Consider the following 22,700-nt stretch of genomic DNA (forward strand, 5'->3'; position numbering starts at 1 on the left):
AGGCACGTTTGTCTTTTACTGCTCGGTAACGATCAACTTTGTGACGTAAACATGTCTGACCTTACCTTTGTGGAGCAGCTCGTTCGTCCGGTTTATCAGCACGGAGCTCATATTGTCGATGCCTGCGCTGCCTTTGACTTGCTCCGGCTTCAGATCGGAAAGCGTCGTGTTGATGACGTCTTTTACTTTAAACTGTATCATTTCGAATTCCGTCTTGGCTTCCTTGCTGTCCAGCTCGAAAGTAAAGCTTGCATTCACAAAATAAGATTGATCCGACAAATTCGCGATGACATCGTCGATAGCGAACGTCATGTCCTTCAGCTTTTCGGCACTCACGTATTCCGCTTCGGCCATGTTGGCGCTCTCCTTCGCCGCTTCCCTCGGGTCTTGGGGAGTCGATTCGCGCTGGAATTGATTCCAAAGCACGAATGCGGCGCCGACGATGAGCGTTACGGCAAGCAAAATGACGATGAGCCAAGGCAGCATTTTTCTCACTGGGACCCCTCCGAATGTTGGAAATCGACGATCGCTCTGGCGATTCCGATTCCTTGCAAATAAGCTTTCACCAACCGGACGACCTCGTCCGACCTTTCGGTAACGACGATTTTTTTGCCGGTGGTTAGCGTTAGAATCGTATCCGGAGTTTCTTCGATCGTTTCAATAAATAGTGCATTGACGGTTACTTTCGAACCGTTCAGGCGGGTTACGGTAATCAAGCTAGTTCCCTCCCAGCGGCTTACGGCGCCGCGCTAGAAGAAGCCATTGCCTCCTCTAGCGCTGCGTCTGCCAATCATCCTTATCGTTTCAGGTTCACTACCTCTTGCAGCACTTCGTCCGAAGTGGTAATGATCCGGGAGTTTGCCTGGAAGCCGCGCTGCGCGACGATCATTTCCGTAAACTCGTTCGTTAAATCGACGTTCGACATTTCCAACTGACCGGAAATAACGGCGCCGGTGCCCGCTTCCGCGTCATTGGCGGCGACGACTTCAATGTCCTCCGGATGAGCGTTGGCGTTCACCCGATACAGGTTGCCGCCGATTTTTTCCAGCGCCCCCGGGTTCGCCACCTTTACGACACCGACTTGAAAGCCGGTCGGCGCACTTGTGCCGTCCGCATTAACGGCGATGATCGAACCGTCCTGAGCGATGGAGAATGCCGTCACCTCCGCGTCGAGAACGATATTCCCTCCGCCAACCGTTTGGACGAACAAGCCGTCGGCCGTTACCAATTGCCGGTTGCCGTCAAGCGTAAAGTTGCCCGCACGCGTCAAATACGGAACCTCTTGGTCTTCCGACGCGGAAACGGCGAAAAATCCGTCTCCGTCAATCCGAAGGTCGGTGACGACGTTGGTCGTCATTGCGCTGCCAGGCGTATGAATCGTGTCGATCGAACCGATCGTTACCCCGAGTCCGATCTGCTTCGCATTCACGCCGCCGCGCGCCCCTTCCTCCGGCGCGGTAATTCCGGATACGGTCTGGCTCAAAATATCTTTGAACATGACACGGCCGGATTTAAAGCCGATCGTGTTCACGTTGGCGATATTGTTGCCGATCACGTCGAGCTTTGTTTGGAACCCGCGCATACCCGAAATACCGGAGTATAATGATCTAAGCATAAATGGTAATCCTCCTACATTGATGAATTAACGCCACGCTTCCGTCGATCCGCGTGACAGGGTCCCCTGAATCGGTCCAACCCTCAACGCACCAATACGGTGCTGTCGATTTGCGTAAATACGTGATTTTGCATTGCGGCATCGTCCATCGCCGTTACGACCGTCCGATTTTTAACATTGACGATGAACGCCATGTCTTCAAACAGCACCAACGATTCCTTAGCGCCTTTGGACGCCGCCTTGTCGATAGCTCCTCCGAGCTTTTCAAGCTGCTCCTCTCCGAGACGGATGCCCCTTTGAACCAATCGCTGCTCCGCATGGCTGCTGAAATGAACGAGCTTTTGGTCGAGCATGCTTTGGAACGTCGATGCCGGATTCGCATCCTTCCGTTCCTGAGGCTTCGCTTGCGGCTTTAGCAATCCCGCATGGATCGATTGAGGATATAGACGGTAAGCGGAAATTCGGTCCGTCATTCAGCCGCCTCCTCCCCTCGTTCAATCTTGACGATTGTATCAAGCTCCGCTTCTTCGGTACCGCTTTTGAAAAACTGCTTTCCGTCCTTCATGACAATCGCATCCACGATTCCCGTCTTCACACCGCTTACGGCGCCGGTTTCGTCGAAGACGTTCCATGTGACCGATTTGCCGATCAACGAAGAAGAAAAACCGAACGACTGCCTAAGCAGCGTGAGCTCCTTCCCCATGTTCATGAGCTGCTCGACGGAGGAGAACTGCGCCATCTGGGCGATAAACTCCCGGTCTTGCAACGGCTGCATCGGGTCTTGATTTTTGATCTGGGTGATCAGGATATGTAAAAATTCGTCTTTCCCGAGCTCGTTGCCGTTCTTGCCCTTCGTAGACGATACGTTTCCTTTCGCATAATAAGGCCAAACGTTTTTTGTTCCCGTAACGGTCGTTTGATCCGCCATTGTTGTTTCACCTCCGGTTACGCGGTAGCGTGGAACGAGCTTCCGTACGAGCGGACTCGCTTTCCTTCCGTCTCATCCAGGCGAAGTCCGAGCGTTTCAGCCCACTCATCTATCCCTTCCGCTTCCCGCTTCTTGGACTGCCGGGAGTCGCGCTCAGCTCCTTGTCGCTGTTTGCCCTCTTGTCCAAAAAGACCGGAGCCTTGAGCCGCCTGCTGCTGCGATACTTCCAGCTTTTCAACCTGAACGCCGCTGCTGGACAAATTCATCCGAAGCGCCGCAAGGTTCGACTCGAGCATATCCTTTGCGGCTGCCGATTCCGTATGGAATAGAGCGACCAGCTGCCCGTTATGCATTGAAAGCTTAACTTCCAGCTGACCTAAATGTTCAGGCTTGAGCATGATTTTCGCTTCGGTCAAGATGCCGCTCTTGCCGCCCAAAGACTGCTTCAGCATCCAATCCGCCATTTCGTCCGCGAACGCTTCCGCATTCATGGACTGCGGAATCGCCTCGCCTTTTGGCGCCGCCGTCGCATTCAACGCTTTGCCTGCATCCGTTACCAATCCCGTAAACGAATTGTTGTCGGCTTGCTCGGAGGAGCCTCCGTAAGCATTGCGATCAGATGAGCTTTGCTGTCCCGACTCGGAGATGAGCGCGAGCTTCACGGCGGAAAACTTGGAATCGATCGCCGCCAAATGGGTGCTTGCCGCAGTGGCGCCTGGTCCGGCCGTTTTCTGATCGGCTTCCAGCGAAATATTGCCGTTCATCTGCGCAAGCTGCGCCGAAGCGCTTTGACGCAACATATCGGACCCCGTACGCCGGAATAAGCCGCCCGCTGCGTTCTTCGTTTGAGCGGCCGAATCGTTGACGTCTGCATCAAGCGTCGTCATCGATTGAAACGCCGTAATAAAATCGGCCGTCACTTTCTTAACGTCGGCTGCGACCTGCTGCAGTTGAGCATTGCCTCCGCTTTGGGTTAACGCTTCGGAAAGCTTCGCGAGCACGGTCATGAACTCATACGCAGGATTCGCTTCGGGACGCCCGGAGCCGTTCGATTGCTCTTGATTCGGCGACAAGCCGGATAACGCAGACAAATCGCCCGACAACAAGGCAAGCTCGATATTCGCAGATCCCATCCACGTCTGAACCGGAGCCCATGCAATAAATTGCTGCTTCCAGTCGCTCGGCATCGCTTCGATCATTTGGGCCAGCCGGTCAAGCATCGCCGCGAGCGCATCCGCTTCGTCCGCCGAATCGCCTTCAGCCTCGGAAGGCACCGGGACAGCGGATGTCGGGAGCGAAAGAGACAAGAGCGGGGTCGTTGCCGCCGATTCGGTATCGCCGGTCGGAATCAATCCGAGCAATAGCGCTGCGAAACCGGAGACGTTCGTTCCCGCGCCGTTCCCGGCAATCGCTCCCGCCGCCGGCATTCCCGTCCCCGCAACCGCACCTGCGGCCGCTGACGCTGCATTCGGCATGCCTGCCTGCGCTGAAACCATCACTGTATTCATCTATTTTCACCTCCTTTCAAAACAAGAGTTACGTATAACGCCTATCCGAGCTTAGCCGTAATTTTGGCCGTCTGCGTTTCCGACAAGCCCGTCAGCGAATTCAAGACGGAGGCTCTCGCCGCCGGCTCCATCAAACGAAGGATGTTGACAACTTGCGTAAGGTTCGACTTCGACATTTCAAGTAATACCGCAGCCGCATTGTCCGGGGACATCTTCGCGAACGTATCGCTAACTTCGGATTTCGTAAGCGCTCCCCCTGCCTCCGTCTTGGCTCCCGCATTCGCTTCCAATCGGTCTTGAAGCGCAGCGATCTGCAAATCTTTGGCAGGCATTACGTCTTTCAGCCGAATCGAGGTGTCCGCCGCAATTTTCGGGTCCATCTTCTCGAGAATGCCGACTTGTTTGTCCTGCTTCATTCGGCTCAAGACGAGAACGCGCTCGTTCATCGTCAAGCTTTCAATAACCGGCGCCGCCTTGCTTGGGGACATTCTTGCGTAAATATCGGCCAAGTTTTTTATGCTTGCGGCATATTCTTCGTCGCTCTGCGTCATGCTGTCCAGCCGCTCCTGAAGCCGCTTTACCTCTTGGGTCAATTTCGCGATTTGGTCGTCTTTCGCGATCGCTTCGTCGTTCAATTGACTGAGCTGCGTCTGCTTCTCTTCGAGCATTCTCTGAATAGCGACGTATTCGGCCTCCGAATACGTTTTCTCGTCCGATTTCCCGCTTTCCGCTTGCTTGATTGCGTTTTGCAGCTCGGCTCCCGTCGGCTTCGGATCCGGAATCACGCTGGAGACGACCGGTATTTTGTTCGCGATGCGGAGCGCCTCGTTCATTACATCGTAGCCGAAAACGGTGAGCAGCACTCCGGTTAGCAGCAGCGTGAAGAGCACAGGCAGCGTATAAAAGAGAAACCGTTCAAACCACCCGTACGATTTTTCCGCCTCCAACTCCGGCATCGCTCTTCATCCCCTTTTTGTCTCTAATCCGCCGCTATGCGTTTCGTCTTCTAGCCAAGGCCAGATCGTCCAGCTGATTTTGCGATTGCTTCTCCACGCGCTCCTTATGAGCGGAGTGAGCCTTTTCGCGCGCTTTTACCCACACCTTTTCATCGACCATCCGCTCCGTCAATTGCTGCCTCCTGCTTTCAACGGCCCGTTCCGCTTGGACGATGCTCATTCCTGTTTTTCGGATTTGGTCGTCCAAATGATCGATATATTGCTGGATGAGCATCATTTCGGAAACCGCCAGCTTTTCGGCATTTTCCCCAGTAAGCTGCTCCTGCAGCGACAGTTTGGCCTGCGAGAGCTCATCGCGCTTGCGTTCTTCTTCGTTCAGAAACGATATCGCTTGAGAGAGACTCGACTCTGCCTGCTTTTTTTCATTTGCCTTGAGGTCGACGATTTTTTGCAATGGATAAGCAAATCTCATAACGGCTGTCATCCTCCGAGAAATTGATGCACAAGACGGTCGGCCGCGTCCCCCAGCGTCGTCTTCTCATCTACGTCCTGTTTGGCGTAGTCCCATATTTGTCCGATATATTGGATGGACGTATCGATCTCCGGATTGGAGCCCGTCTTGTAAGCGCCGATGTTGATCAAGTCCTCGGATTCCCGGTATATGGAAAGCAATTGCTTAAACCGGTTTGCGGCTTGAATTTGCTCTTTCGGCGCCACCTCGCTCATGACGCGGGACACGCTGGAAAGCACGTCGATGGAAGGGTAATGGCCTCTTCCCGCCAGCTTTCGATCCAATACGATATGGCCGTCCAAAATGCCGCGAACCGTGTCCGCGATCGGCTCGTTCATATCGTCGCCGTCGACGAGCACAGTGTAGAATGCGGTGATCGATCCCTTCGGGCTCGTCCCCGCTCTCTCCAACAGCTTCGGCAAATTGGCAAACACGGAAGGAGTGTAGCCTCTCGTCGCCGGCGGCTCGCCGACTGCGAGTCCGACCTCCCGAAGCGCCGTCGCATACCGCGTCACCGAATCCATCATCATCATGACGTTTAACCCGCGGTCGCGGAAATATTCCGCGATGGCCGTCGCAATCAGCGCGCCTTTCATCCGAATCAACGCAGGCTGATCCGAGGTGGCTACCACGACGACGGAACGCGCTAGTCCCTCGGGTCCCAAGTCCCGTTCAATAAAATCAAGCACTTCGCGCCCGCGCTCGCCGATCAAACCGATGACGTTCACGTCGGCTTCCGTATTTCGCGCAATCATGCCCAGCAGCGTCGATTTGCCTACGCCGGAGCCCGCAAATATACCGACGCGCTGGCCTTTGCCGACCGTTAACAATCCGTCGATGCATCTCACGCCGACGGATAACGGAGTGAGTACCCGCGGCCGCTTGAGCGGACTGACCGGCGCGTTATTGGCCGGCATCTCCTGCATGCGCGCCGGGAGCAGCGAACCGTCAAGCGGATTCCCGAGCCCGTCCAGCACTTTGCCCAGCAATTCATGGCCGACCTTCACCGTGAGCGGCTTGCCGGTGCCGACAACGTCGCAGCCTGGACCTACCGAGGTCAGCTCGCCGAACGGCATCAGAATGACCTTATTGTTGCGAAAGCCGACCACTTCGGCTTGAACGGGGGAGGCGCCCTTGCCGGGATAGATGTAGCAGATGTCGCCTAGCTTCGTGTCTGGTCCTTCCGATTCGACGGTCAGACCGATCACTTGGGTAACCTTCCCGTTTACGCGCACCGGGTCGACCTGACCTAACGCCTCCAAATATTTGCCGGCATGCAGCGAGCCGTGGGGCGCACTCATGGCTCGTCACCCGTCTCGCCGCTAAGAGCCACTTCCAGAAGCACTTTCTTGATTTCCGCAAGCTGCGTGTCGATTCTCGCATCGACGCTTCCGAAGGAGGTGCGCACGACGCAGCCGCCCTCATCCACGGTATGATCGGGAACGATTTGCAATTCGGCCTGCGAATCGATCGACAACGACAGCTCCGCTCTGGCATCTTGCATCTTGCCAAACTGCGATGGAGCCACGCAAAGGGTGATTACGCCCTTTTCCCTTCTGCGCTCCAACGTCCTCTTCACGTGGGCAACGGTCCATTCGGGCGAGCCTTCTACGTGTTGTCCGATAATTTTGCGGGCAATTCCAAGAGACAGCTCAACGAGAAACGGCTCCGCTTCGGCTATGATCGACTCTTTCATTCGATGCGCTTCTTCTATTAAATGAACGGCTTCTTGAATGAGAGAATCGTAACGGTCCATAACCTGTCTCTCGGCATGTTCCAAACCTTCCTTATATCCTTCTTCAAAACCGCTGCTGCGGCTTTCCTCCACGACCTTGATATCCTCGATGCGGCGCTCGTTCCACCACTGTTCGATCTCGGCCGCCGCAGCTTCCCTCATGCGCAGCGTCTCTTCCGTAGCCAGCTTCAATTGCTCCTCGGCGGCCGCTTTGGCATCGGAGAGAAGCTTTTCGGCCTCCTCCTCATAAGGTCGCATGGCAGCGGATCCGGATAGATCGGTATGTTCCGCCTCAGAAGGTGTCGCAGGCGTCGCAGGCGGCCGTAAAATCGGAGGATCGATCGTCAACGATTCATCTAATGAAACATAAGCAAACGATTTAATGACACTAGACAATGATATCGTCTCCCCCGCCGCGGGCGATAATGATTTCTCCTGATTCTTCTAAGCGACGAATGGTTGCAACGATTCTCGTCTGCGCTTCCTCAACGTCACGCAGCCGAACGGGTCCCATGTATTCCATTTCTTCTTTAAAGGTGTCGGACATCCGCTTGGACATATTGCGGAATATCGCTTCTCGGACTTCTTCGCTCGCGACCTTGAGCGCAAGCTGCAGGTCGGCGTTCTCGATATCGCGGATAATGCGTTGTATGGAACGGTTGTCGAGGTTGACGATATCCTCGAATACGAACATGCGCTTCTTGATTTCTTCCGCGAGCTCCGGATCTTGAATCTCGAGCGAGTCGAGAATGGTGCGCTCCGTCCCCCGATCGACCCCGTTCAAAATTTGCACGATCGCTTCAATGCCGCCCGCAGAGGTGTAATCCTGCGTTACCGTTGCGGACAGCTTCTGCTCCAGCACGCGTTCCACTTGGGAAATCACCTCCGGTGAGGTGCTGTCCATCAATGCGATCCGTTTGGCAACGTCGGCCTGTTTTTCTTGCGGCAGCGAGGACAAAATAGCTGCCGACTGCTCCGGCATTAAATAAGACAAAACAAGGGCGATCGTTTGGGCGTTCTCGTTCTGGATAAAGTTCAAAATTTGCGCAGGATCGGTTTTTCTCGCAAAATCGAAAGGCCTCACTTGCAGCGTTGCGGTCAAACGGTTGATGACGTCCATCGCCTTGCTTGTGCCGAGCGCCTTCTCCAAAATTTCCTTCGCGTAATTGATGCCGCCTTGCGTTAAATATTCTTGAGCGACAGCCAGCTGGTGGAACTCCGACATAATCGTTTCCTTCTCGGAGTTGTCCACCTTCCGGACATTTGCAATCTCAAGCGTAAGCTGCTCGATTTCTTCGTCCCGCAAATGCTTGAACACCTGCGCGGATACTTCCGGACCTAACGTGATCAGCAGGATCGCCGCTTTCTGCCTACCGGTAAGCACAGGCTGCTGTTGCTGCATCTTTACCATGTGAAAACACCTCTATTCATCCACAATCCATGTGCGCAGCAAGTTGACGAATTCTTCCGGTTTCCGTTTGGCCAAGCTTTCCAGCTGCTTGCGAATTTGGCTTTCGTTATTGACCGTCTCGATGTCGATGACCGGTTCAACCTTCTGCGCCGCTTCAAGCTCCGCTTCGATCCGCGCAATCTCCTCTTCTTTCGCCTTCTTGCGGCGCATAACCACGAAGCCGCCCCCGGCCAGCAGCGCGACGACTCCGGCTCCGAGCAGCCCGTAGAGCAGGGCTTGATTCATCGGACCGCTTTGCGCCGTATCCGCAGCAGCCTGGAAGCTGCCGGAAATGACGGAAACTCTCGAAAGCAGCTCTTCTTGCGTCAACTGTTGACCGTTATTGGCCAGAGAAGTGCCGACGATATTCGCGAGCAGCGTCTCCACCTGTTGCACGGTTTCCTGCGAAGCGTTCGCGCCCAAACCGACGGATATCGTTAAATCCTTAACTACGTAAGGGCTCGATTCGATTTGGTTCGTAATTCGATTGACTTCGTAGTTTGTGACCCGTTCAATGCTTTCGGACTCATAATTGCCTTGGTTAGCCGATGTGGCGGGGTACCCCGGAATATCCGATTCGCCCGTTCCGGGCGTTCCGCCGGCTGTGCCGCCTTCGCTCGTTACGGTGTCTTGCTTTTCTTGCGACGAAATCGGTATTCCTAAACCGTCTTCTTCATTTACGGGCTTGACGAGATTTTCCTGAGACGTCTTCTTGTCAAAATTCAAAGTCGAAAATACGCTGACTACGACGTTATCCCGACCGACGAGCGGAGCTAAAAAGCTGGTAATATTTCGCTGCAAATCAAGCTCGAATTGCTTCTTTACTTGCAGCTGCTTTTCGATGACTCCGGATAAAGCCCCAGTGCCGCCGCCCAGCTTGGAGGAAGGCAGCAGCTCCCCGTTCTGGTCGGATATGGTGATGTTGTCGAGGTTAAGTCCTTGCACGCTCTTGGCAACCAGGTTATAGATCGTATCGATCTTGGCTTGATCGGGCGGCAAGCCCGGAGCGAATTGCACGACAACCGAGGCGGAAGCTTGCTGCTCGGCGCCGTCCGCAGGAAGAAACACGCTTTCCTTCGGCTTGTTGATCAACACCTGCGAGCTGCTGACGCCGCTGATTTGATTGATCAGCTTCTGAATTTCTCCTGCTCTTGCGCTATCGTTTATGACATCGAACTGATTGTCGGTCATGCTCCAGCTGTTCATATTTTCCGTAAATATTTCATAACCGATCGACCCGTTCGTTACTAAACCTTGCGAGGCGACGTCGATTTTGACGGATGCAACCTCAGTACTGGGAACGCCGATCGTCCTGCCGTCCGTACTAAGCTTGTAAGGGACGCCCGCCGACTCCAAATAAGCTTTGACGTTAGCTGCGTCTGACGGATTCAAATTCGTAAACGCGACCGAATATTCCGTTTTGGAAAATTGGGCGACCAATATCGCTATCGTTGCGACGCTTAGAATGAATGCGGCAATAAAAAAGATGCGTTGCTTTTGACTATATTGATTCCAGAACCGGAGCAAAGACTCCCGAAGCCGGACAAGCGACTCGTTCACTATTTCACCTCTTTAACAGCGTGGGTCATGCCATATGCCGCAAAAAAATTACAGCTGCGTTCTCATGATTTCCTGGTACGCTTCAATAACTTTATTGCGGACCTGTACGGTGAGCTGAAGACCCAACTGCGCCTTCTCGGAGGCGATCATCAATGTGTGAACGTCAACGTTCTGACCGGTTATAAATTTATCGTTAAGCTCGTGAACTGCTTTCTCTTGCTGTTCCACGCCGGATATAGCTTTCTCCAGCGCTTGGCCGAACGTTTCGGCCATTTCCGCCGCCCCTTTGCTTTCGGCGATCGGCTTCGTTACATTAGCAGCCCCCACAGTATGTATCGGATTCATCCTAGCTCCTAAAACTTCCACTGCCTATCTGTCCCTTCGATTCTATTATTTTCCGATTTCGAGAGCTTTCGCGATGATTGACTTGGAAGCGTTAAGAGCCGTCACATTCGCTTCATAAGAGCGGGTAGCGGTCAACATGTCAACCATTTCCTTCATAACGTCGACGTTAGGCATAAGAACGAAGCCGTTCTCGTCAGCATCCGGATGCGCGGGATTGTACACCTGCTTGAACGGCTCCGGGTCGTTATAAATTTTCGTTACTTTAACCCCCTCGCCGGCGTTTCCTTGCATTTTCCCTTGAAGCACATCGGCGAAGGACGTGCCGCTCTTAGGTTCCATTACGATTAATTTTCTTTGGTACGGAATCCACTTGCCGTTGACGAGCCGACCCCGTGTCGTCTCCGCGTTCGCGATATTCGAGGCGATGACGTCCATTCTTAGCCGCTGTGCGGTTAATGCGGAGGAGCTGATGTCAAAACTGTTCGAAATGCGCATTACCTGCCTTCCACCGCCGTTCTGTACATCTTGATATCATGCGTTACTTGTTGAATCAACGTGTTGTAACGAAGCTGGTTTTTCGCCATCAGCGCCATTTCCGCGTCGATATCCACATTATTGATATTGTTGTTCATCACCGTGGATTGATCTGCGACAATTTGGGGCTCAACATTTCGGCCTTTGCTGCCGATATATATATGGCGGGGGTCCGTGCGGCGTCCGACAATCGGCTTAAAAACACCCTGCATTTCGTTCTGAAGAAGATCCTCGAAGACGACTTGCGATCTTTTGAAATAAGGCGTTTCCGAATTTGCAATGTTATTGGCAATAACGGATTGCCGCATGTTTGCAGCACTCAACGTTCGCTCAAGCAACTGAAATTGGCTCCCGGCTAACGGAATCACAGGGGCCCTCCTTCCTATGCGAATCAATCTAACGCATCGACAAAATGTGACCGCAAAATAGTCAGATATTCTTATTCAACATATCTCGAAAATATTCCTCCTTTATTCGACATTTTTTTTGCTTATCCGGCAAAACCTTTGTGCAAAAACCAACAAAAAAACCTATGACACATTTGTGTGATAGGCTTTTGTTCCTAATATGTGATTTGGAAGTAAATATGCTCAATCCCTGGATTTCACGATCGTTTCCATGATTTGATCGTTCAAAATTTTAATGTACGTACCCTTCATGCCGAGCGAGCGCGTTTCGATAACTCCTGCGCTTTCCAGCTTCCTCAGCGCGTTAACGATCACCGAACGGGTAATGCCGACGCGGTCGGCCACCTTGCTCGCCACTAGCAGCCCTTCCTTGCCGCCGAGCTCGTCAAAAATGTGTTCGACCGCTTCCAGTTCGCTGAAGCTCAGGCTTCCGACAGCAACCTGCACCGACGCCTTGCTTCGCGCCTCCTGCTCGATTTCCTCCGCGCGCATGCGAAGAATTTCCATCCCGATAATTGTAGAACCGTATTCGGCCAAGATCAGATCGTCCTCTCCGAACGAACGATCGTCCCTCGCGACAATGAGCGTTCCGGTTCGGTCCCCCGCCCCCGAAATCGGGACGACGGTCACAAATCGATCGTGCACGAGCTCCTGGATTTTAGCCGCCAGCATCTTATACGGGCTGTCGCCCTCCGTATTGGAAGACGTTTCGTCGATGCTCAAAAACCATTGATTCACTTCGGAAGGGAAGCGGCGCTCCTCCGTAACCATCCGGCGAAGGTCTAGCCCCGCCTCCTGCAGCAGGCCGTATCCTAAAATTTTTCCTCTGCGGCTTACGACATAAATATTGGCGCCTACAATGTCCCGCAGCACCTCCGCCATTTCCATGAAATTTACGGAGGTGCCCGCAGCCTTCTGCAGCAGTCTGTTTAACCGCCTCGTTTTTATTAATAAGCTCATTCTTATATACATGCCTCTCGCATTATAGGATATACTGGCTCAAGTCGCGGTTTCTCGACACCTCGCCCAACTTCTCTCGAACGTACTCCGGCGTGATGACGATGTTTTCCAGCGTAATTTCCGGCGCTTCGAACGACAAATCCTCAAGCAGCTTTTCCAGGATCGTATGCAGCCGCCGCGCTCCGATATTTTCCGTGTTTTCGTTCACTTCGGCCGCAATGCTCGCGATTTCGGAAATCGCCGCATCGGAAAATTCAACGGCGATGCCTTCGGTCTCAAGCAATGCGGTATATTGCTTGGTCAGCGCATTCTTCGGTTCCTTCAGGATCAATTCGAAATCGCTTTGCGTCAAGGAGCTCAGCTCCACGCGGATCGGAAAGCGTCCTTGAAGCTCCGGTATGAGATCCGACGGCTTGGCTACGTGAAAAGCGCCTGCCGCGATAAACAAAATATAGTCGGTTTTTACCGGGCCGTATTTGGTCATGACGGTGGAGCCTTCCACGATCGGCAATATGTCGCGCTGCACGCCTTCTCTGGACACATCCGGACCGGTACCGCGAGAGGAGCTGGCGATTTTGTCGATCTCGTCGATGAAGATGATGCCGCTCTGCTCCGCTCTTCGTATGGACTCTTGCCCGACATCGTCCATATCGATCAGCTTTTGCGCCTCCTCTTGCGTGAGCACCTTCCTCGCTTCCTTCACCGGGAGCTTCCGCCGCTTGGTCCGTTTCGGGAGGAAGCTGCCGAACATTTCCTGCATGTTCATGCCCATTTGCTCGTTTCCTTGCCCGGACAGCATATCGAGCATGTTCGGCGCATTTTCTTCCACTTCGATTTCGATCACTTCGTTCTCGAGCAATCCGGCCAGCAGCTTGCGCTTCACTTCGGCTCTGCGCTCTGCAAGCCCCGGGTCGTGAACTTCCGTTTGCTCCTGCGTCTGGGCTCCGCCGCCGCCGAAAATCATTTCGAGCGGGTTGCGCGGCTGCCTTTCCTTATGCGGGGACGGGACCATGATCGCAACGATTCGGTCGTTGGCGAGCATTTCGGCTTTGTCCTTCACTTTCTCCGTGCGCTCGTTTTTCACCATGCGAATGGCGGTTTCCACGAGATCGCGAACCATCGATTCGACGTCGCGCCCGACATAGCCGATTTCGGTAAACTTCGTCGCCTCCACTTTAACGAACGGTGCGTTGACAAGCTTCGCGAGCCGGCGGGCGATTTCCGTTTTGCCGACGCCGGTAGGTCCGATCATCAGCAGGTTTTTCGGGATGACTTCATCTCGCAACTGTTCGTCAAGCAAGCTTCTGCGATACCGGTTGCGCAGCGCAACCGCCATCGACCGTTTCGCTTTTTTTTGGCCTACAATATATTTATCAAGCTCGGCAACGATTTGCCGGGGGGTTAAAGCTTCCTTCGACTCCATTTCCGTTACCCCTCCAGTTCTTCAACGATGATGTTATTGTTCGTGTACACGCAAATTTCGGCAGCCATCGTCATGGCGGCGAGCGCAATTTCCTTCGCGGTCATATGCTGTCCCGCATATCGCTTCAGCGCTCGTCCGGCCGCCAGCGCGTAGCTTCCGCCGGAGCCGATGGCCAGAATGCCGTCGTCCGGCTCAATGATTTCGCCGTTGCCGGAAATCAGAAGCTGGTGATGAGCATCCATCACGATCATCATCGCCTCCAACCGTCTGAGAACCCGGTCGGAACGCCAGTCCTTCGCCAGCTCCACGGCAGCCCGCTGCAGATTTCCGCTGAATTCCTCCAGCTTCGCTTCGAACTTCTCGAAGAGCGTAATGGCGTCCGCCACCGAGCCCGCAAAGCCGGCGACGACTTTCCCGCGATACAGCCGGCGCACTTTTTTCGCGCCGTGCTTCATGACCATGGCGTTGCCGAACGTAACTTGACCGTCTCCGGCGATGGCGCCCTTTCCGTTATGCCGAACGGAGAATATTGTAGTAGCGTGGAATGAAGATTGCATGCTGCCGTCCTCCTTATTTATTAATGTTACTATGCTCTGGGATGCGCCCGGTTATAGACCGATTGCAAATGGTCTCTCGTTACGTGAGTATATACTTGCGTGGTGGACAAATGTTCATGGCCGAGCAGCTCCTGGACCGTCCTCAAATCGGCGCCCGCCTCAAGCAAATGGGTCGCGAACGTGTGGCGGAGCGTATGAGGACTTATACGGTTCACATCGGCCATGGTTGCCACATATTTGTCTACAATGCGGCGCACGCTGCGGTCGCTTAACCGGGTGCCGTCCCGGTTCAAAAACATCGCTTCGGTTGAGGCGCCGTTCCCGGCGGAAAGAAGCGCGTTTCTGCCCGCATTCATATATACGCGCAAGCTTTCGACCGCATGTTCTCCGAGAGGCACCCAGCGTTCCTTGCCGCCTTTGCCGTACACGAGCGCCATGCCCAGGTCCAGGCGAACGGACGAGATGTCCATGCCTACCAGCTCGGCAACGCGGATTCCGCTTCCGTACAGCGTCTCGAACATGGCTTTGTCTCTTTGGCCGAATGCGGTAGAAGCGTCCGGTTTGGACAACAGCCCGAGCATTTGGTCCAAATAAAGAAACTTCGGCAGCGGCTTATCCAGCTTCGGGCTTTTTACTTCCTCCAGAGGATTCGTTTCGATCTTTCCTTCCTTCAGCAGGTACGAATAAAACGATCGAAGCGCCGAAAGCTTACGCGCGATCGTCCGTTTCGAATACGATTTGCCGTGCAGCCCGGCCAAAAACATTCGAACGGAAACATAAGAAACAGCAGCAAACCCGGGGATTTGTTGCTGCTGCAAAAATTCGGCGAACTGCGCCAAATCGGAGGCGTAGCTGCGTAACGTATAGGATGAAGCATGGTTTTCAAGCTCCATCGAAAGTAAGAAACGGTCGATGACTTGATCCGATTCCATGGCGGCACCTCGATTGCTGTTAGCGGAATCGTCAGAACTTTCGCGCAATACAGATTTTAACCTATCGTACCACAGCGTTGAAATATTTTACAAGGCCGCTTTCTCCGCCCCGGCCAAAAACACCTTTATATGCTCGAGCGCGCGGTTTGCAATCGCCTCGTTCTTATCCTTCTTATTTTTAATTCGGGTTTCCAAAGGCGGAAACAGGCCGAAATTGGCGTTCATCGGCTGGAAGTGACGGAAATCGGCGGTAGTAATGTAGTGCGCCATAGAGCCTAGCGCCGTATCCTCCGGGAACACTAGCAGCTCCTTGCCCAGCGCGAGCCGAGCGGCGTTGATGCCCGCGATCAAACCGGAAGCGGCGGATTCCACATACCCCTCGACGCCGGTCATTTGACCCGCAAAAAACAACTCGTCCCTAGTGCGAAGCTGATAGGTCGGACGGAGCAGCTTCGGCGAATTGACGAACGTGTTCCGATGCATGACGCCGTACCGGACGAACTCGGCGTTCTCGAGACCCGGGATCAAGGAGAATACGCGCTTTTGCTCGCCCCACTTCAGATGCGTCTGGAAGCCGACCAAATTGTACAGCGTGCCGGCCGCATTGTCCTGGCGAAGCTGGATGACGGCGTAAGGCTGTTTGCCCGTTCTCGGGTCGACCAAGCCTACCGGCTTCATCGGTCCGAAAAGCGCCGTCTGCTTGCCGCGCTTCATCATGACCTCGATCGGCATGCAGCCCTCAAAGTAAATCTCTTTCTCGAATTCCTTCAGCGGAGCCGTCTCCGCCGTGACGAGCGCATCGTAAAAAGTATTGAACTCTTCCTCGGTCATCGGGCAGTTCAAATAAGCGGCTTCGCCCTTGTCGTATCTCGACGCGAGAAACACCTTGTCCATGTCGATCGAATCCTTCTCGACAATCGGCGCCGCCGCATCGTAGAAATAAAAATAGTCCTCGCCCGTGTATCGCTTGATTTGATCCGACAACGCCGGAGAGGTGAGCGGTCCGGTTGCGACAACTACAATCCCGTCGCTCGGAATATCCGTTACTTCTTCATTCTTGACCTCGATGAGCGGATGCTCGCGGAGCGTTCTCGTCACCTCGTCGGAAAAGCCTTCGCGGTCCACCGCCAGAGCCCCGCCCGCGGGAACCGCGTGGCGGTCCGCGCTGCGCATAATCAATGAATTCGCGATGCGCATTTCTTCCTTCAATAAGCCGACGGCGTTCGTGATCGCGTTCGCCCGCAAGCTGTTGGTGCAAACCAACTCTGCGAAACGGTCGGTATGATGCGCCGGCGTCTTGCGAATCGGTCGCATCTCGTATAAGGTTACCGGCACTCCGCTTTGCGCGATTTGCCATGCGGCCTCGCTGCCCGCCAAACCGGCGCCGATAACGGTAACCCGTTGTGTCATAGTGTAATCCTCCTCCGGATGACTGATGCTGTGAGCATGCGTTTCCTGTTAGTAGTCCGCTTCGACTGCATCCTCGGATTCAGCCTCATCCTCGGCGGCGTTCTTATAGTTGCAGGACGTGCACTGCACCGTCGTCCCTTTTTTCGATTTTTTCACGATCATCATCGAGCCGCACTCCGGGCACGGGTCCGATGCCGGCTGATCCCAGGACACGAATTCGCACTCCGGGTATCTGTCGCATCCGTAAAAGACGCGGCCCCGCTTGCTGCGCCGCTCCACGATATGTCCGATCTTACAGTTCGGGCACGTAACGCCGATATCTTTCACGATCGGCTTCGCGTTGCGGCACTCGGGAAATCCGGAGCAGGCCAAAAACTTGCCGAAGCGCCCCATCTTGTAAACGAGAGGCCTGCCGCACTTCTCGCACATTTCGCCCGATTCCTCGTCCTGGAGCTCGACCTCCTTCATTTCCTCTTCCGCAACCTCAAGGCGCTTCTCGAACGATTGATAAAAGGAGTCGAGCACCTTCACCCAATCCGCCGTTCCTTCTTCCACATGGTCCAGGTCCTGTTCCATGTGGGCGGTAAATTCCACGTCCAAAATTTCCGGGAAAAATTGCTCCATCAATTCGATGACGAGCTCTCCCAGCTCCGTGGGGATGAATTTTTTTTCCTCGATCGCGACGTATCCGCGTCTTTGGATCGTGTCGAGAATCGGCGCGTACGTGCTCGGACGACCGATGCCGAGCTCCTCCAGCGAGCGCACTAGCCTTGCTTCCGTATACCGGGGCGGCGGTTGGGTGAAATGCTGCTTCGGCTCAACCTGCTTCGCCTTCAGCTTCTGCCCGACCGCGAGCGGCGGAAGGAACCGCTCATCGTCGTTGACGCCGTCGTCGTTGCCCTCGACGTACACCTTCATAAAGCCGTGAAATTTCACCTTCGAGCCGACGGCGCGGAAGCTCGTTCCTCCGGCTTCAATGTCTGCGGTCACCGTATCCAATACGGCGGAGGACATTTGGCTGGCGATGAACCGTTCCCAAATCAGCTTGTAAAGCCGGAATTGATCGCGGGAAAGATACGGCTTCACCGACTCGGGATCCCTGCCGGCCGAGGTCGGGCGAATGCCCTCATGCGCATCTTGTGCGTTTGCGTTCTTTTTCGTATAGTTGCGCGGCGTTTCCGGAACGTAATCTTTGCCGTACGTTTCTTCAATATAGGCTCTTGCTTCTTCTTGCGCGACCGGTGAAATACGCGGCGAGTCGGTACGCATGTACGTAATCAAACCGACCGTGCCTTCCTTGCCGAGGTCTACGCCTTCATACAGCTGCTGAGCGATTTGCATCGTCTTGGCTGCGCGGAAGTTGATTTTGCGCGCCGCTTCTTGCTGCATCGAGCTCGTAATGAACGGCGGCGAAGGATTGCGGTGACGCTCGCGCTCCTTGATTTCTTTCACGATAAAGTCGTTGCTGCCGATAAGCTCTAAGATTTGCTTAACTTCCGCCTCGCTGGACAGCTCTTTCTTTTCGCCGCCGGCTCCGATGAATTTCGCCTCCAGCTCCGAGCCGTCGGCGAGCAGCAGCGCCGTAATCGACCAATATTCCTCGGGAGTAAAAGCTTTAATTTCTCTCTCCCGATCCATGACCAGCTTTACGGCGACGGATTGCACGCGTCCTGCGGACAGCCCTTTTTTCACCTTTTTCCAAAGCAGCGGGCTGATTTTGTAGCCGACGAGGCGGTCCAATATTCTTCGCGCCTGCTGGGCGTTCACCAAATCCATGTCGATCTTGCGCGGCTGCTTGAACGCCTCTTTTACCGCTTGCTTCGTAATTTCGTTAAAAACGACGCGGCACTCCTCATGCTCATCTACTTCCAAGTAATGGGCAAGGTGCCATGCAATCGCCTCTCCTTCGCGATCCGGGTCGGCTGCCAGATAGACGCGTTTCACCTTTTTGCGGGCGTCCTTCAATTCCTTAAGCACGTCGCCCTTCCCGCGAATCGTAATATATTTCGGCGTAAAGCCGCTTTCTACTTCCACTCCGATTTGGCTCTTCGGAAGATCGCGAATATGGCCCATCGATGCCCGGACAATATATTTGCTTCCTAAATACTTCCCAATTGTCTTGGCTTTGGCCGGAGATTCCACGATGACCAGCGTGTCGGCTGCCATCTCCCCTACACCTCACTTCCGTCAATTCAACCTAGCGATATATGCGGAGCCGGGCAATGCCCGAATCCGTTTCTTCATCAGTAACGATAACAAAATGACATGCAAATGTCCAAACGTGTGACCCGTCCGTTGCAATAAGTCGTCGACGGTTACCGCCTCCGCGCCCATCGCCAGCAGCAGCTCCGCTTCTTCTTCGGTATGCGCTTCCGCTTCGTTCGCCGGGATTTCCCGTCTTGTTACATAGTATTCCTCAAGCACGTCGGACGGTCTTGTCGCCATCTTGGCGCCGTCTCTCAGCAGCCGATACGTCCCGGCGCTCTTAGGGGACGTAATCAGCCCGGGCACCGCAAAAATATCCCGTCCGGTTTCCAGCGCAAATTCCGTCGTAATGAGCGACCCGCTTCGCTCCGCCGCCTCGACGACGACCGTTCCGCGGCTCATGCCCGCGATGATCCGGTTCCGCCAAGGGAAGGATCCCTTCGTCGGCGACGTATTCCAACGGTATTCGCTTAACACGAGCCCCTTTTCTTCAATTCTCCGCTGCAGCTCGTAATGCTCGGGAGGGTAGTTCACATTCAAGCCGCAGCCGAGCACTGCAATCGTCGGCCCGTTCGCTCGTAACGCCCCCGAATGCGCCCCGGAATCGACCCCTCGCGCAAGACCGCTCACGACCGCGAAGCCCGCAGCCGCAATTTCCGAGCCGAACCATTCGGAAACCTCCCTGCCGTAAGGCGTCGGGTGCCGTGTCCCGACAATGGAAATCATCGGAAGGGTTAGAAGACTGAGGTCGCCCCGTGCGTACATGACCCACGGCGGCTTGTGAATGTAACGCAATAACGGTGGATAAAAAGAGTCGAACCACGTTACAAATTGCACATTGCAGCTCTCATAGAAACTAAGTTTACCCGCTATCATGGATTTCGTCAAAACAGGAACAATTTCCCGCTGAAGTCGAGGAGGCACTTCAGCCTGTTTAAGCAGCCGCTCGGGGTGTTCCAGCAGCTTGGTTACGTCTCCCTTCGAAGCGGTAAATATTTTGTTGACCGTCTCCCAGCCGACGCCTTTAATGTCGTGCAGCGCAATCAAAATCGAACGCTCGCCGATTTCCACGATTTCATCCCGCCTTTCGATGTTTGAATATAAAAAAAGCAACCTTCCTTACGGCCGTTAAAAGCCGTAATGGAAGGTTGCTTACCTATCCAAAGGGTATTATTTTTTTACGATGCACTTCTCCAGAAGACCTTTCTCTTCAAGCACCGCAACGAGCGTGGAGCCCATCTCGGAAGGAGTCGGAGCAACGCGGATGCCGCAGCGCTCCATCGTAGCGACTTTCTCGGCAGCCGTGCCTTTGCCGCCGGAAACGATCGCGCCGGCGTGGCCCATGCGGCGTCCCGGAGGCGCCGTCTGACCGCCGATGAAGCCGACGACCGGCTTCGTCATATTGGCCTTAATCCACTCAGCCGCCTCTTCTTCCGCCGTTCCGCCGATTTCGCCGATCATGATGACCGCGTACGTGTCCGGATCTTCGTTGAACAGCTTCAGAATGTCGATGAACTCGGAGCCCTTGACCGGGTCGCCGCCGATGCCGACAGCCGTCGACTGGCCGATGCCGCGCGCGGTCAGCTGATGCACCGCTTCATACGTCAGCGTACCGCTTCGGGAAACGACGCCCACATGGCCCGGAAGATGAATGTAGCCCGGCATAATGCCGATTTTGCACTCGCCCGGAGTAATGACGCCAGGGCAGTTCGGCCCGATCAATACCGTCTTCTTGCCTTCCATATACTTGCTTACCTTTACCATGTCAAGCACCGGAATGCCTTCAGTGATACAAATAACCAAATCAAGCTCCGCGTCGACGGCTTCCATGATCGCGTCCGCCGCGAAAGCCGGCGGAACGTAGATCACCGATGCGTTCGCGTCGGTTGCCGCTTTCGCTTCCGCTACCGTATTGTACACCGGCAACGTCTTGACCGAACCGTCCTCAAGCGTGAAATCGACATTCGTGCCGCCTTTGCCCGGGACCGCTCCGGCAACCATTTGCGTGCCGTAGTTAAGGCCGCCCAGCGTATGGAACATACCTGTTTTACCGGTCATGTTTTGCGTAATGACTCGCGTATTTTTATTCACTAGAATACTCATGGCGTTCTAGGTCACTCCCTTTCCGCTTAATTCTCGTCTTACTTGACGAGATTTACGATTTTTTGCGCGCCGTCTGCCATCGAATCGGCCGCTACGATATTTAAGCCGGATTCGTTAAGAATTTTCTTGCCGAGGTCCACGTTCGTGCCTTCGAGACGAACGACGAGAGGCTTGTCAAGGCCAAGCTGGCGCGCCGCTTCGACGACGCCGTTGGCGATGACGTCGCAGCGCATGATGCCGCCGAAAATATTTACGAAGATGCCTCTCACCTTCTCGTCGGAGAGGATGATTTTGAACGCTTCCGTAACCTTCTCGGTCGTCGCGCCGCCGCCTACGTCAAGGAAGTTGGCCGGTTCGCCGCCGTAATATTTAATAATGTCCATCGTCGCCATCGCAAGACCCGCGCCGTTAACCATGCAGCCGATGTTGCCGTCAAGCGCGACGTAGCTAAGGTCGAATTTGGAGGCTTCGATTTCTTTCGGATCTTCCTCGTCGAGGTCGCGCAGCTCCAAAATGTCTTTGTGGCGGAATAGTGCGTTCGAGTCGAAGTTCAGCTTCGCGTCAAGCGCCATCACTTCGCCGTCGCCGGTAACGACGAGCGGGTTGATTTCGGCGATCGAGCAGTCTTTTTCCACAAACGCTTGGTACAATGCCAACATGAACTTCACGGCTTTGTTTACTAAATCGTTCGGGATGTTGATGGCGTAAGCGAGCTTGCGAGCTTGATACGGCGCCAAGCCGACAGCCGGATCGACCACTTCTTTGAAAATTTTCTCGGGAGTTTTCGCCGCTACTTCTTCGATTTCCGTACCGCCCTCTTCGGACGCCATCATGACTACACGGCCCGTAGCGCGATCCACTACGACACCTATGTAATACTCTTTCTTAATGTCGCAGCCTTGCTCGATGAGCAGGCGTTTCACTTCTTTGCCTTCCGGTCCGGTCTGGTGCGTTACGAGCGTCTTGCCAAGCAGCTCCGATGCGTAATTGCGAACGTCGTCAAGGCTTTTCGCAATTTTTACACCGCCCGCTTTGCCGCGCCCTCCGGCATGGATTTGCGCTTTCACGACGGTTACACTCGTTCCGAGCTTCTTCGCCGCTTCGACCGCTTCGTCCGGAGTAAAAGCAACGTATCCTTCCGGAACTTTCACGCCGTACGCTTTGAGCACTTGTTTACCTTGATACTCGTGAATGTTCATCTAGAAACCTCCTATTCGATTCTCTCCGGCGCCTTCCAATAACCGGCGAGGAATGTCTCTATATTCCTGAGCCGTACATGGGTTCGCTCTACGAACAATATACACTTTTGTAACATTTCAGCCAAATGTCCGCGATGCGCCAACTGTCCTATTGTACCACGTTTTAAAAACTTTTTCTTCTCCCGCTTCGACATTTTCGCATGATTATTGTTTTTGGCGTGGCGAAAAAGCAAGAAAACGCACGAAAACCATACTATTGCATAAAGATTCGATCGTTATTGCCAAAATATTGCCGCCTTGCTACAATGGAAATCAAATGTGGATACGGGATCGCTGAGGAAGCACCTCGGTTCCGAATCGGC

The 22,700-nt window shown here is 54.2% G+C and carries 24 protein-coding genes; all 24 read right to left on the reverse strand.

What is annotated here, in order from left to right; all coding sequences use genetic code 11:
• Nucleotides 1-15: 15 nt before the first annotated feature.
• On the reverse strand, nucleotides 16-486 hold the full coding sequence (locus PT964_RS01200) for a flagellar basal body-associated FliL family protein (RefSeq protein ID WP_274361634.1): 471 nt from the start codon (nucleotides 484-486) through the stop codon (nucleotides 16-18).
• 5 nt (nucleotides 487-491) lie between these two features.
• Nucleotides 492-716 carry a flagellar FlbD family protein gene (locus tag PT964_RS01205; RefSeq protein ID WP_274361475.1) on the reverse strand — a complete coding sequence of 75 codons (225 nt, stop codon included), beginning with the start codon at nucleotides 714-716 and terminating at the stop codon, nucleotides 492-494.
• Between the two features lie 80 nt (nucleotides 717-796).
• Nucleotides 797-1,615 carry a flagellar basal body rod protein FlgG gene (gene flgG / locus PT964_RS01210; RefSeq protein WP_274361476.1) on the reverse strand — a complete coding sequence of 273 codons (819 nt, stop codon included), beginning with the start codon at nucleotides 1,613-1,615 and terminating at the stop codon, nucleotides 797-799.
• A gap of 83 nt (nucleotides 1,616-1,698) precedes the next feature.
• Complete coding sequence (locus PT964_RS01215) at nucleotides 1,699-2,088, reverse strand: TIGR02530 family flagellar biosynthesis protein (RefSeq protein WP_274361477.1); 390 nt, start codon at nucleotides 2,086-2,088, stop codon at nucleotides 1,699-1,701.
• Nucleotides 2,085-2,543: a flagellar hook capping FlgD N-terminal domain-containing protein gene (locus PT964_RS01220; protein ID WP_274361478.1), complete on the reverse strand. Its 459-nt coding sequence runs from the start codon at nucleotides 2,541-2,543 to the stop codon at nucleotides 2,085-2,087. Before PT964_RS01220 ends, PT964_RS01215 begins: the two co-directional genes overlap by 4 nt.
• 17 nt (nucleotides 2,544-2,560) lie before the next feature.
• Complete coding sequence (locus PT964_RS01225) at nucleotides 2,561-4,051, reverse strand: flagellar hook-length control protein FliK (protein WP_274361479.1); 1,491 nt, start codon at nucleotides 4,049-4,051, stop codon at nucleotides 2,561-2,563.
• A gap of 41 nt (nucleotides 4,052-4,092) precedes the next feature.
• Nucleotides 4,093-5,007, reverse strand: a complete 915-nt coding sequence (locus PT964_RS01230; RefSeq protein WP_274361480.1) for a MotE family protein — start codon at nucleotides 5,005-5,007, stop codon at nucleotides 4,093-4,095.
• A 34-nt stretch (nucleotides 5,008-5,041) separates the two neighbouring features.
• A complete protein-coding gene (gene fliJ / locus PT964_RS01235; RefSeq protein WP_274361481.1) occupies nucleotides 5,042-5,479 on the reverse strand; it encodes a flagellar export protein FliJ in 438 nt (145 codons plus the stop codon).
• 8 nt (nucleotides 5,480-5,487) lie between these two features.
• Nucleotides 5,488-6,819, reverse strand: coding sequence for a flagellar protein export ATPase FliI (gene fliI / locus PT964_RS01240; RefSeq protein ID WP_274361482.1), 1,332 nt, complete (start codon nucleotides 6,817-6,819; stop codon nucleotides 5,488-5,490).
• Complete coding sequence (locus PT964_RS01245) at nucleotides 6,816-7,649, reverse strand: FliH/SctL family protein (RefSeq protein WP_274361483.1); 834 nt, start codon at nucleotides 7,647-7,649, stop codon at nucleotides 6,816-6,818. The genes fliI and PT964_RS01245 overlap by 4 nt, the downstream gene beginning before the upstream one ends.
• The gene (gene fliG / locus PT964_RS01250; RefSeq protein WP_274361484.1) at nucleotides 7,642-8,664 is read right to left on the reverse strand and encodes a flagellar motor switch protein FliG; all 1,023 of its coding nucleotides are present in this window, start codon (nucleotides 8,662-8,664) and stop codon (nucleotides 7,642-7,644) included. Before fliG ends, PT964_RS01245 begins: the two co-directional genes overlap by 8 nt.
• Nucleotides 8,665-8,676: 12 nt before the next feature.
• Nucleotides 8,677-10,263, reverse strand: a complete 1,587-nt coding sequence (gene fliF, locus PT964_RS01255; protein WP_274361485.1) for a flagellar basal-body MS-ring/collar protein FliF — start codon at nucleotides 10,261-10,263, stop codon at nucleotides 8,677-8,679.
• A 48-nt stretch (nucleotides 10,264-10,311) separates the two neighbouring features.
• Nucleotides 10,312-10,608 (reverse strand): flagellar hook-basal body complex protein FliE, encoded by a 297-nt coding sequence (gene fliE / locus PT964_RS01260; protein ID WP_274361486.1) that lies wholly within the window; start codon nucleotides 10,606-10,608, stop codon nucleotides 10,312-10,314.
• 45 nt (nucleotides 10,609-10,653) lie between these two features.
• On the reverse strand, nucleotides 10,654-11,103 hold the full coding sequence (flgC, locus tag PT964_RS01265; protein ID WP_274361487.1) for a flagellar basal body rod protein FlgC: 450 nt from the start codon (nucleotides 11,101-11,103) through the stop codon (nucleotides 10,654-10,656).
• On the reverse strand, nucleotides 11,103-11,510 hold the full coding sequence (gene flgB / locus PT964_RS01270; protein ID WP_274361488.1) for a flagellar basal body rod protein FlgB: 408 nt from the start codon (nucleotides 11,508-11,510) through the stop codon (nucleotides 11,103-11,105). Before flgB ends, flgC begins: the two co-directional genes overlap by 1 nt.
• Nucleotides 11,511-11,732: 222 nt before the next feature.
• Complete coding sequence (gene codY, locus PT964_RS01275; RefSeq protein ID WP_274361489.1) at nucleotides 11,733-12,509, reverse strand: GTP-sensing pleiotropic transcriptional regulator CodY; 777 nt, start codon at nucleotides 12,507-12,509, stop codon at nucleotides 11,733-11,735.
• 22 nt (nucleotides 12,510-12,531) lie between these two features.
• Nucleotides 12,532-13,932 carry an ATP-dependent protease ATPase subunit HslU gene (hslU, locus tag PT964_RS01280; RefSeq protein ID WP_274361490.1) on the reverse strand — a complete coding sequence of 467 codons (1,401 nt, stop codon included), beginning with the start codon at nucleotides 13,930-13,932 and terminating at the stop codon, nucleotides 12,532-12,534.
• 5 nt (nucleotides 13,933-13,937) lie between these two features.
• Nucleotides 13,938-14,489: an ATP-dependent protease subunit HslV gene (gene hslV, locus PT964_RS01285; RefSeq protein ID WP_274361491.1), complete on the reverse strand. Its 552-nt coding sequence runs from the start codon at nucleotides 14,487-14,489 to the stop codon at nucleotides 13,938-13,940.
• 29 nt (nucleotides 14,490-14,518) lie between these two features.
• Nucleotides 14,519-15,421, reverse strand: coding sequence for a tyrosine recombinase XerC (gene xerC / locus PT964_RS01290; protein WP_274361492.1), 903 nt, complete (start codon nucleotides 15,419-15,421; stop codon nucleotides 14,519-14,521).
• A gap of 87 nt (nucleotides 15,422-15,508) precedes the next feature.
• A complete protein-coding gene (gene trmFO / locus PT964_RS01295) occupies nucleotides 15,509-16,831 on the reverse strand; it encodes an FADH(2)-oxidizing methylenetetrahydrofolate--tRNA-(uracil(54)-C(5))-methyltransferase TrmFO (protein WP_274361493.1) in 1,323 nt (440 codons plus the stop codon).
• Between the two features lie 48 nt (nucleotides 16,832-16,879).
• Nucleotides 16,880-18,997: a type I DNA topoisomerase gene (topA, locus tag PT964_RS01300; protein ID WP_274361494.1), complete on the reverse strand. Its 2,118-nt coding sequence runs from the start codon at nucleotides 18,995-18,997 to the stop codon at nucleotides 16,880-16,882.
• A gap of 21 nt (nucleotides 18,998-19,018) precedes the next feature.
• Nucleotides 19,019-20,107, reverse strand: a complete 1,089-nt coding sequence (gene dprA / locus PT964_RS01305) for a DNA-processing protein DprA (protein WP_274361495.1) — start codon at nucleotides 20,105-20,107, stop codon at nucleotides 19,019-19,021.
• Nucleotides 20,108-20,206: 99 nt separating this feature from the next.
• Nucleotides 20,207-21,139, reverse strand: a complete 933-nt coding sequence (gene sucD / locus PT964_RS01310; RefSeq protein WP_274361496.1) for a succinate--CoA ligase subunit alpha — start codon at nucleotides 21,137-21,139, stop codon at nucleotides 20,207-20,209.
• A 38-nt stretch (nucleotides 21,140-21,177) separates the two neighbouring features.
• Nucleotides 21,178-22,338 carry an ADP-forming succinate--CoA ligase subunit beta gene (gene sucC / locus PT964_RS01315; RefSeq protein WP_274361497.1) on the reverse strand — a complete coding sequence of 387 codons (1,161 nt, stop codon included), beginning with the start codon at nucleotides 22,336-22,338 and terminating at the stop codon, nucleotides 21,178-21,180.
• Nucleotides 22,339-22,700: the final 362 nt, after the last annotated feature.

The organism is Paenibacillus thermotolerans (assembly GCF_028745515.1).
Lineage (GTDB): Bacteria > Bacillota > Bacilli > Paenibacillales > YIM-B00363 > Paenibacillus_AE > Paenibacillus_AE thermotolerans.

Bases quoted from the DNA above. Each gene is read 5' to 3' on its own strand.
- PT964_RS01200 (WP_274361634.1), bottom strand. From the start codon at position 486: ATGCTGCCTTGGCTCATCGTCATTTTGCTTGCCGTAACGCTCATCGTC.
- PT964_RS01220 (WP_274361478.1), bottom strand. From the start codon at position 2,543: ATGGCGGATCAAACGACCGTTACGGGAACAAAAAACGTTTGGCCTTAT.
- sucD (WP_274361496.1), bottom strand. From the start codon at position 21,139: ATGAGTATTCTAGTGAATAAAAATACGCGAGTCATTACGCAAAACATG.
- fliJ (WP_274361481.1), bottom strand. From the start codon at position 5,479: ATGAGATTTGCTTATCCATTGCAAAAAATCGTCGACCTCAAGGCAAAT.
- PT964_RS01215 (WP_274361477.1), bottom strand. From the start codon at position 2,088: ATGACGGACCGAATTTCCGCTTACCGTCTATATCCTCAATCGATCCAT.
- codY (WP_274361489.1), bottom strand. From the start codon at position 12,509: ATGAGCTTATTAATAAAAACGAGGCGGTTAAACAGACTGCTGCAGAAG.
- sucC (WP_274361497.1), bottom strand. From the start codon at position 22,338: ATGAACATTCACGAGTATCAAGGTAAACAAGTGCTCAAAGCGTACGGC.
- topA (WP_274361494.1), bottom strand. From the start codon at position 18,997: ATGGCAGCCGACACGCTGGTCATCGTGGAATCTCCGGCCAAAGCCAAG.
- PT964_RS01225 (WP_274361479.1), bottom strand. From the start codon at position 4,051: ATGAATACAGTGATGGTTTCAGCGCAGGCAGGCATGCCGAATGCAGCG.
- flgG (WP_274361476.1), bottom strand. From the start codon at position 1,615: ATGCTTAGATCATTATACTCCGGTATTTCGGGTATGCGCGGGTTCCAA.
- PT964_RS01230 (WP_274361480.1), bottom strand. From the start codon at position 5,007: ATGCCGGAGTTGGAGGCGGAAAAATCGTACGGGTGGTTTGAACGGTTT.
- flgC (WP_274361487.1), bottom strand. From the start codon at position 11,103: ATGCGCATTTCGAACAGTTTTGACATCAGCTCCTCCGCATTAACCGCA.
- trmFO (WP_274361493.1), bottom strand. From the start codon at position 16,831: ATGACACAACGGGTTACCGTTATCGGCGCCGGTTTGGCGGGCAGCGAG.
- xerC (WP_274361492.1), bottom strand. From the start codon at position 15,421: ATGGAATCGGATCAAGTCATCGACCGTTTCTTACTTTCGATGGAGCTT.
- hslU (WP_274361490.1), bottom strand. From the start codon at position 13,932: ATGGAGTCGAAGGAAGCTTTAACCCCCCGGCAAATCGTTGCCGAGCTT.
- hslV (WP_274361491.1), bottom strand. From the start codon at position 14,489: ATGCAATCTTCATTCCACGCTACTACAATATTCTCCGTTCGGCATAAC.
- fliI (WP_274361482.1), bottom strand. From the start codon at position 6,819: ATGAGTGCGCCCCACGGCTCGCTGCATGCCGGCAAATATTTGGAGGCG.
- fliE (WP_274361486.1), bottom strand. From the start codon at position 10,608: ATGAATCCGATACATACTGTGGGGGCTGCTAATGTAACGAAGCCGATC.
- fliG (WP_274361484.1), bottom strand. From the start codon at position 8,664: ATGGTAAAGATGCAGCAACAGCAGCCTGTGCTTACCGGTAGGCAGAAA.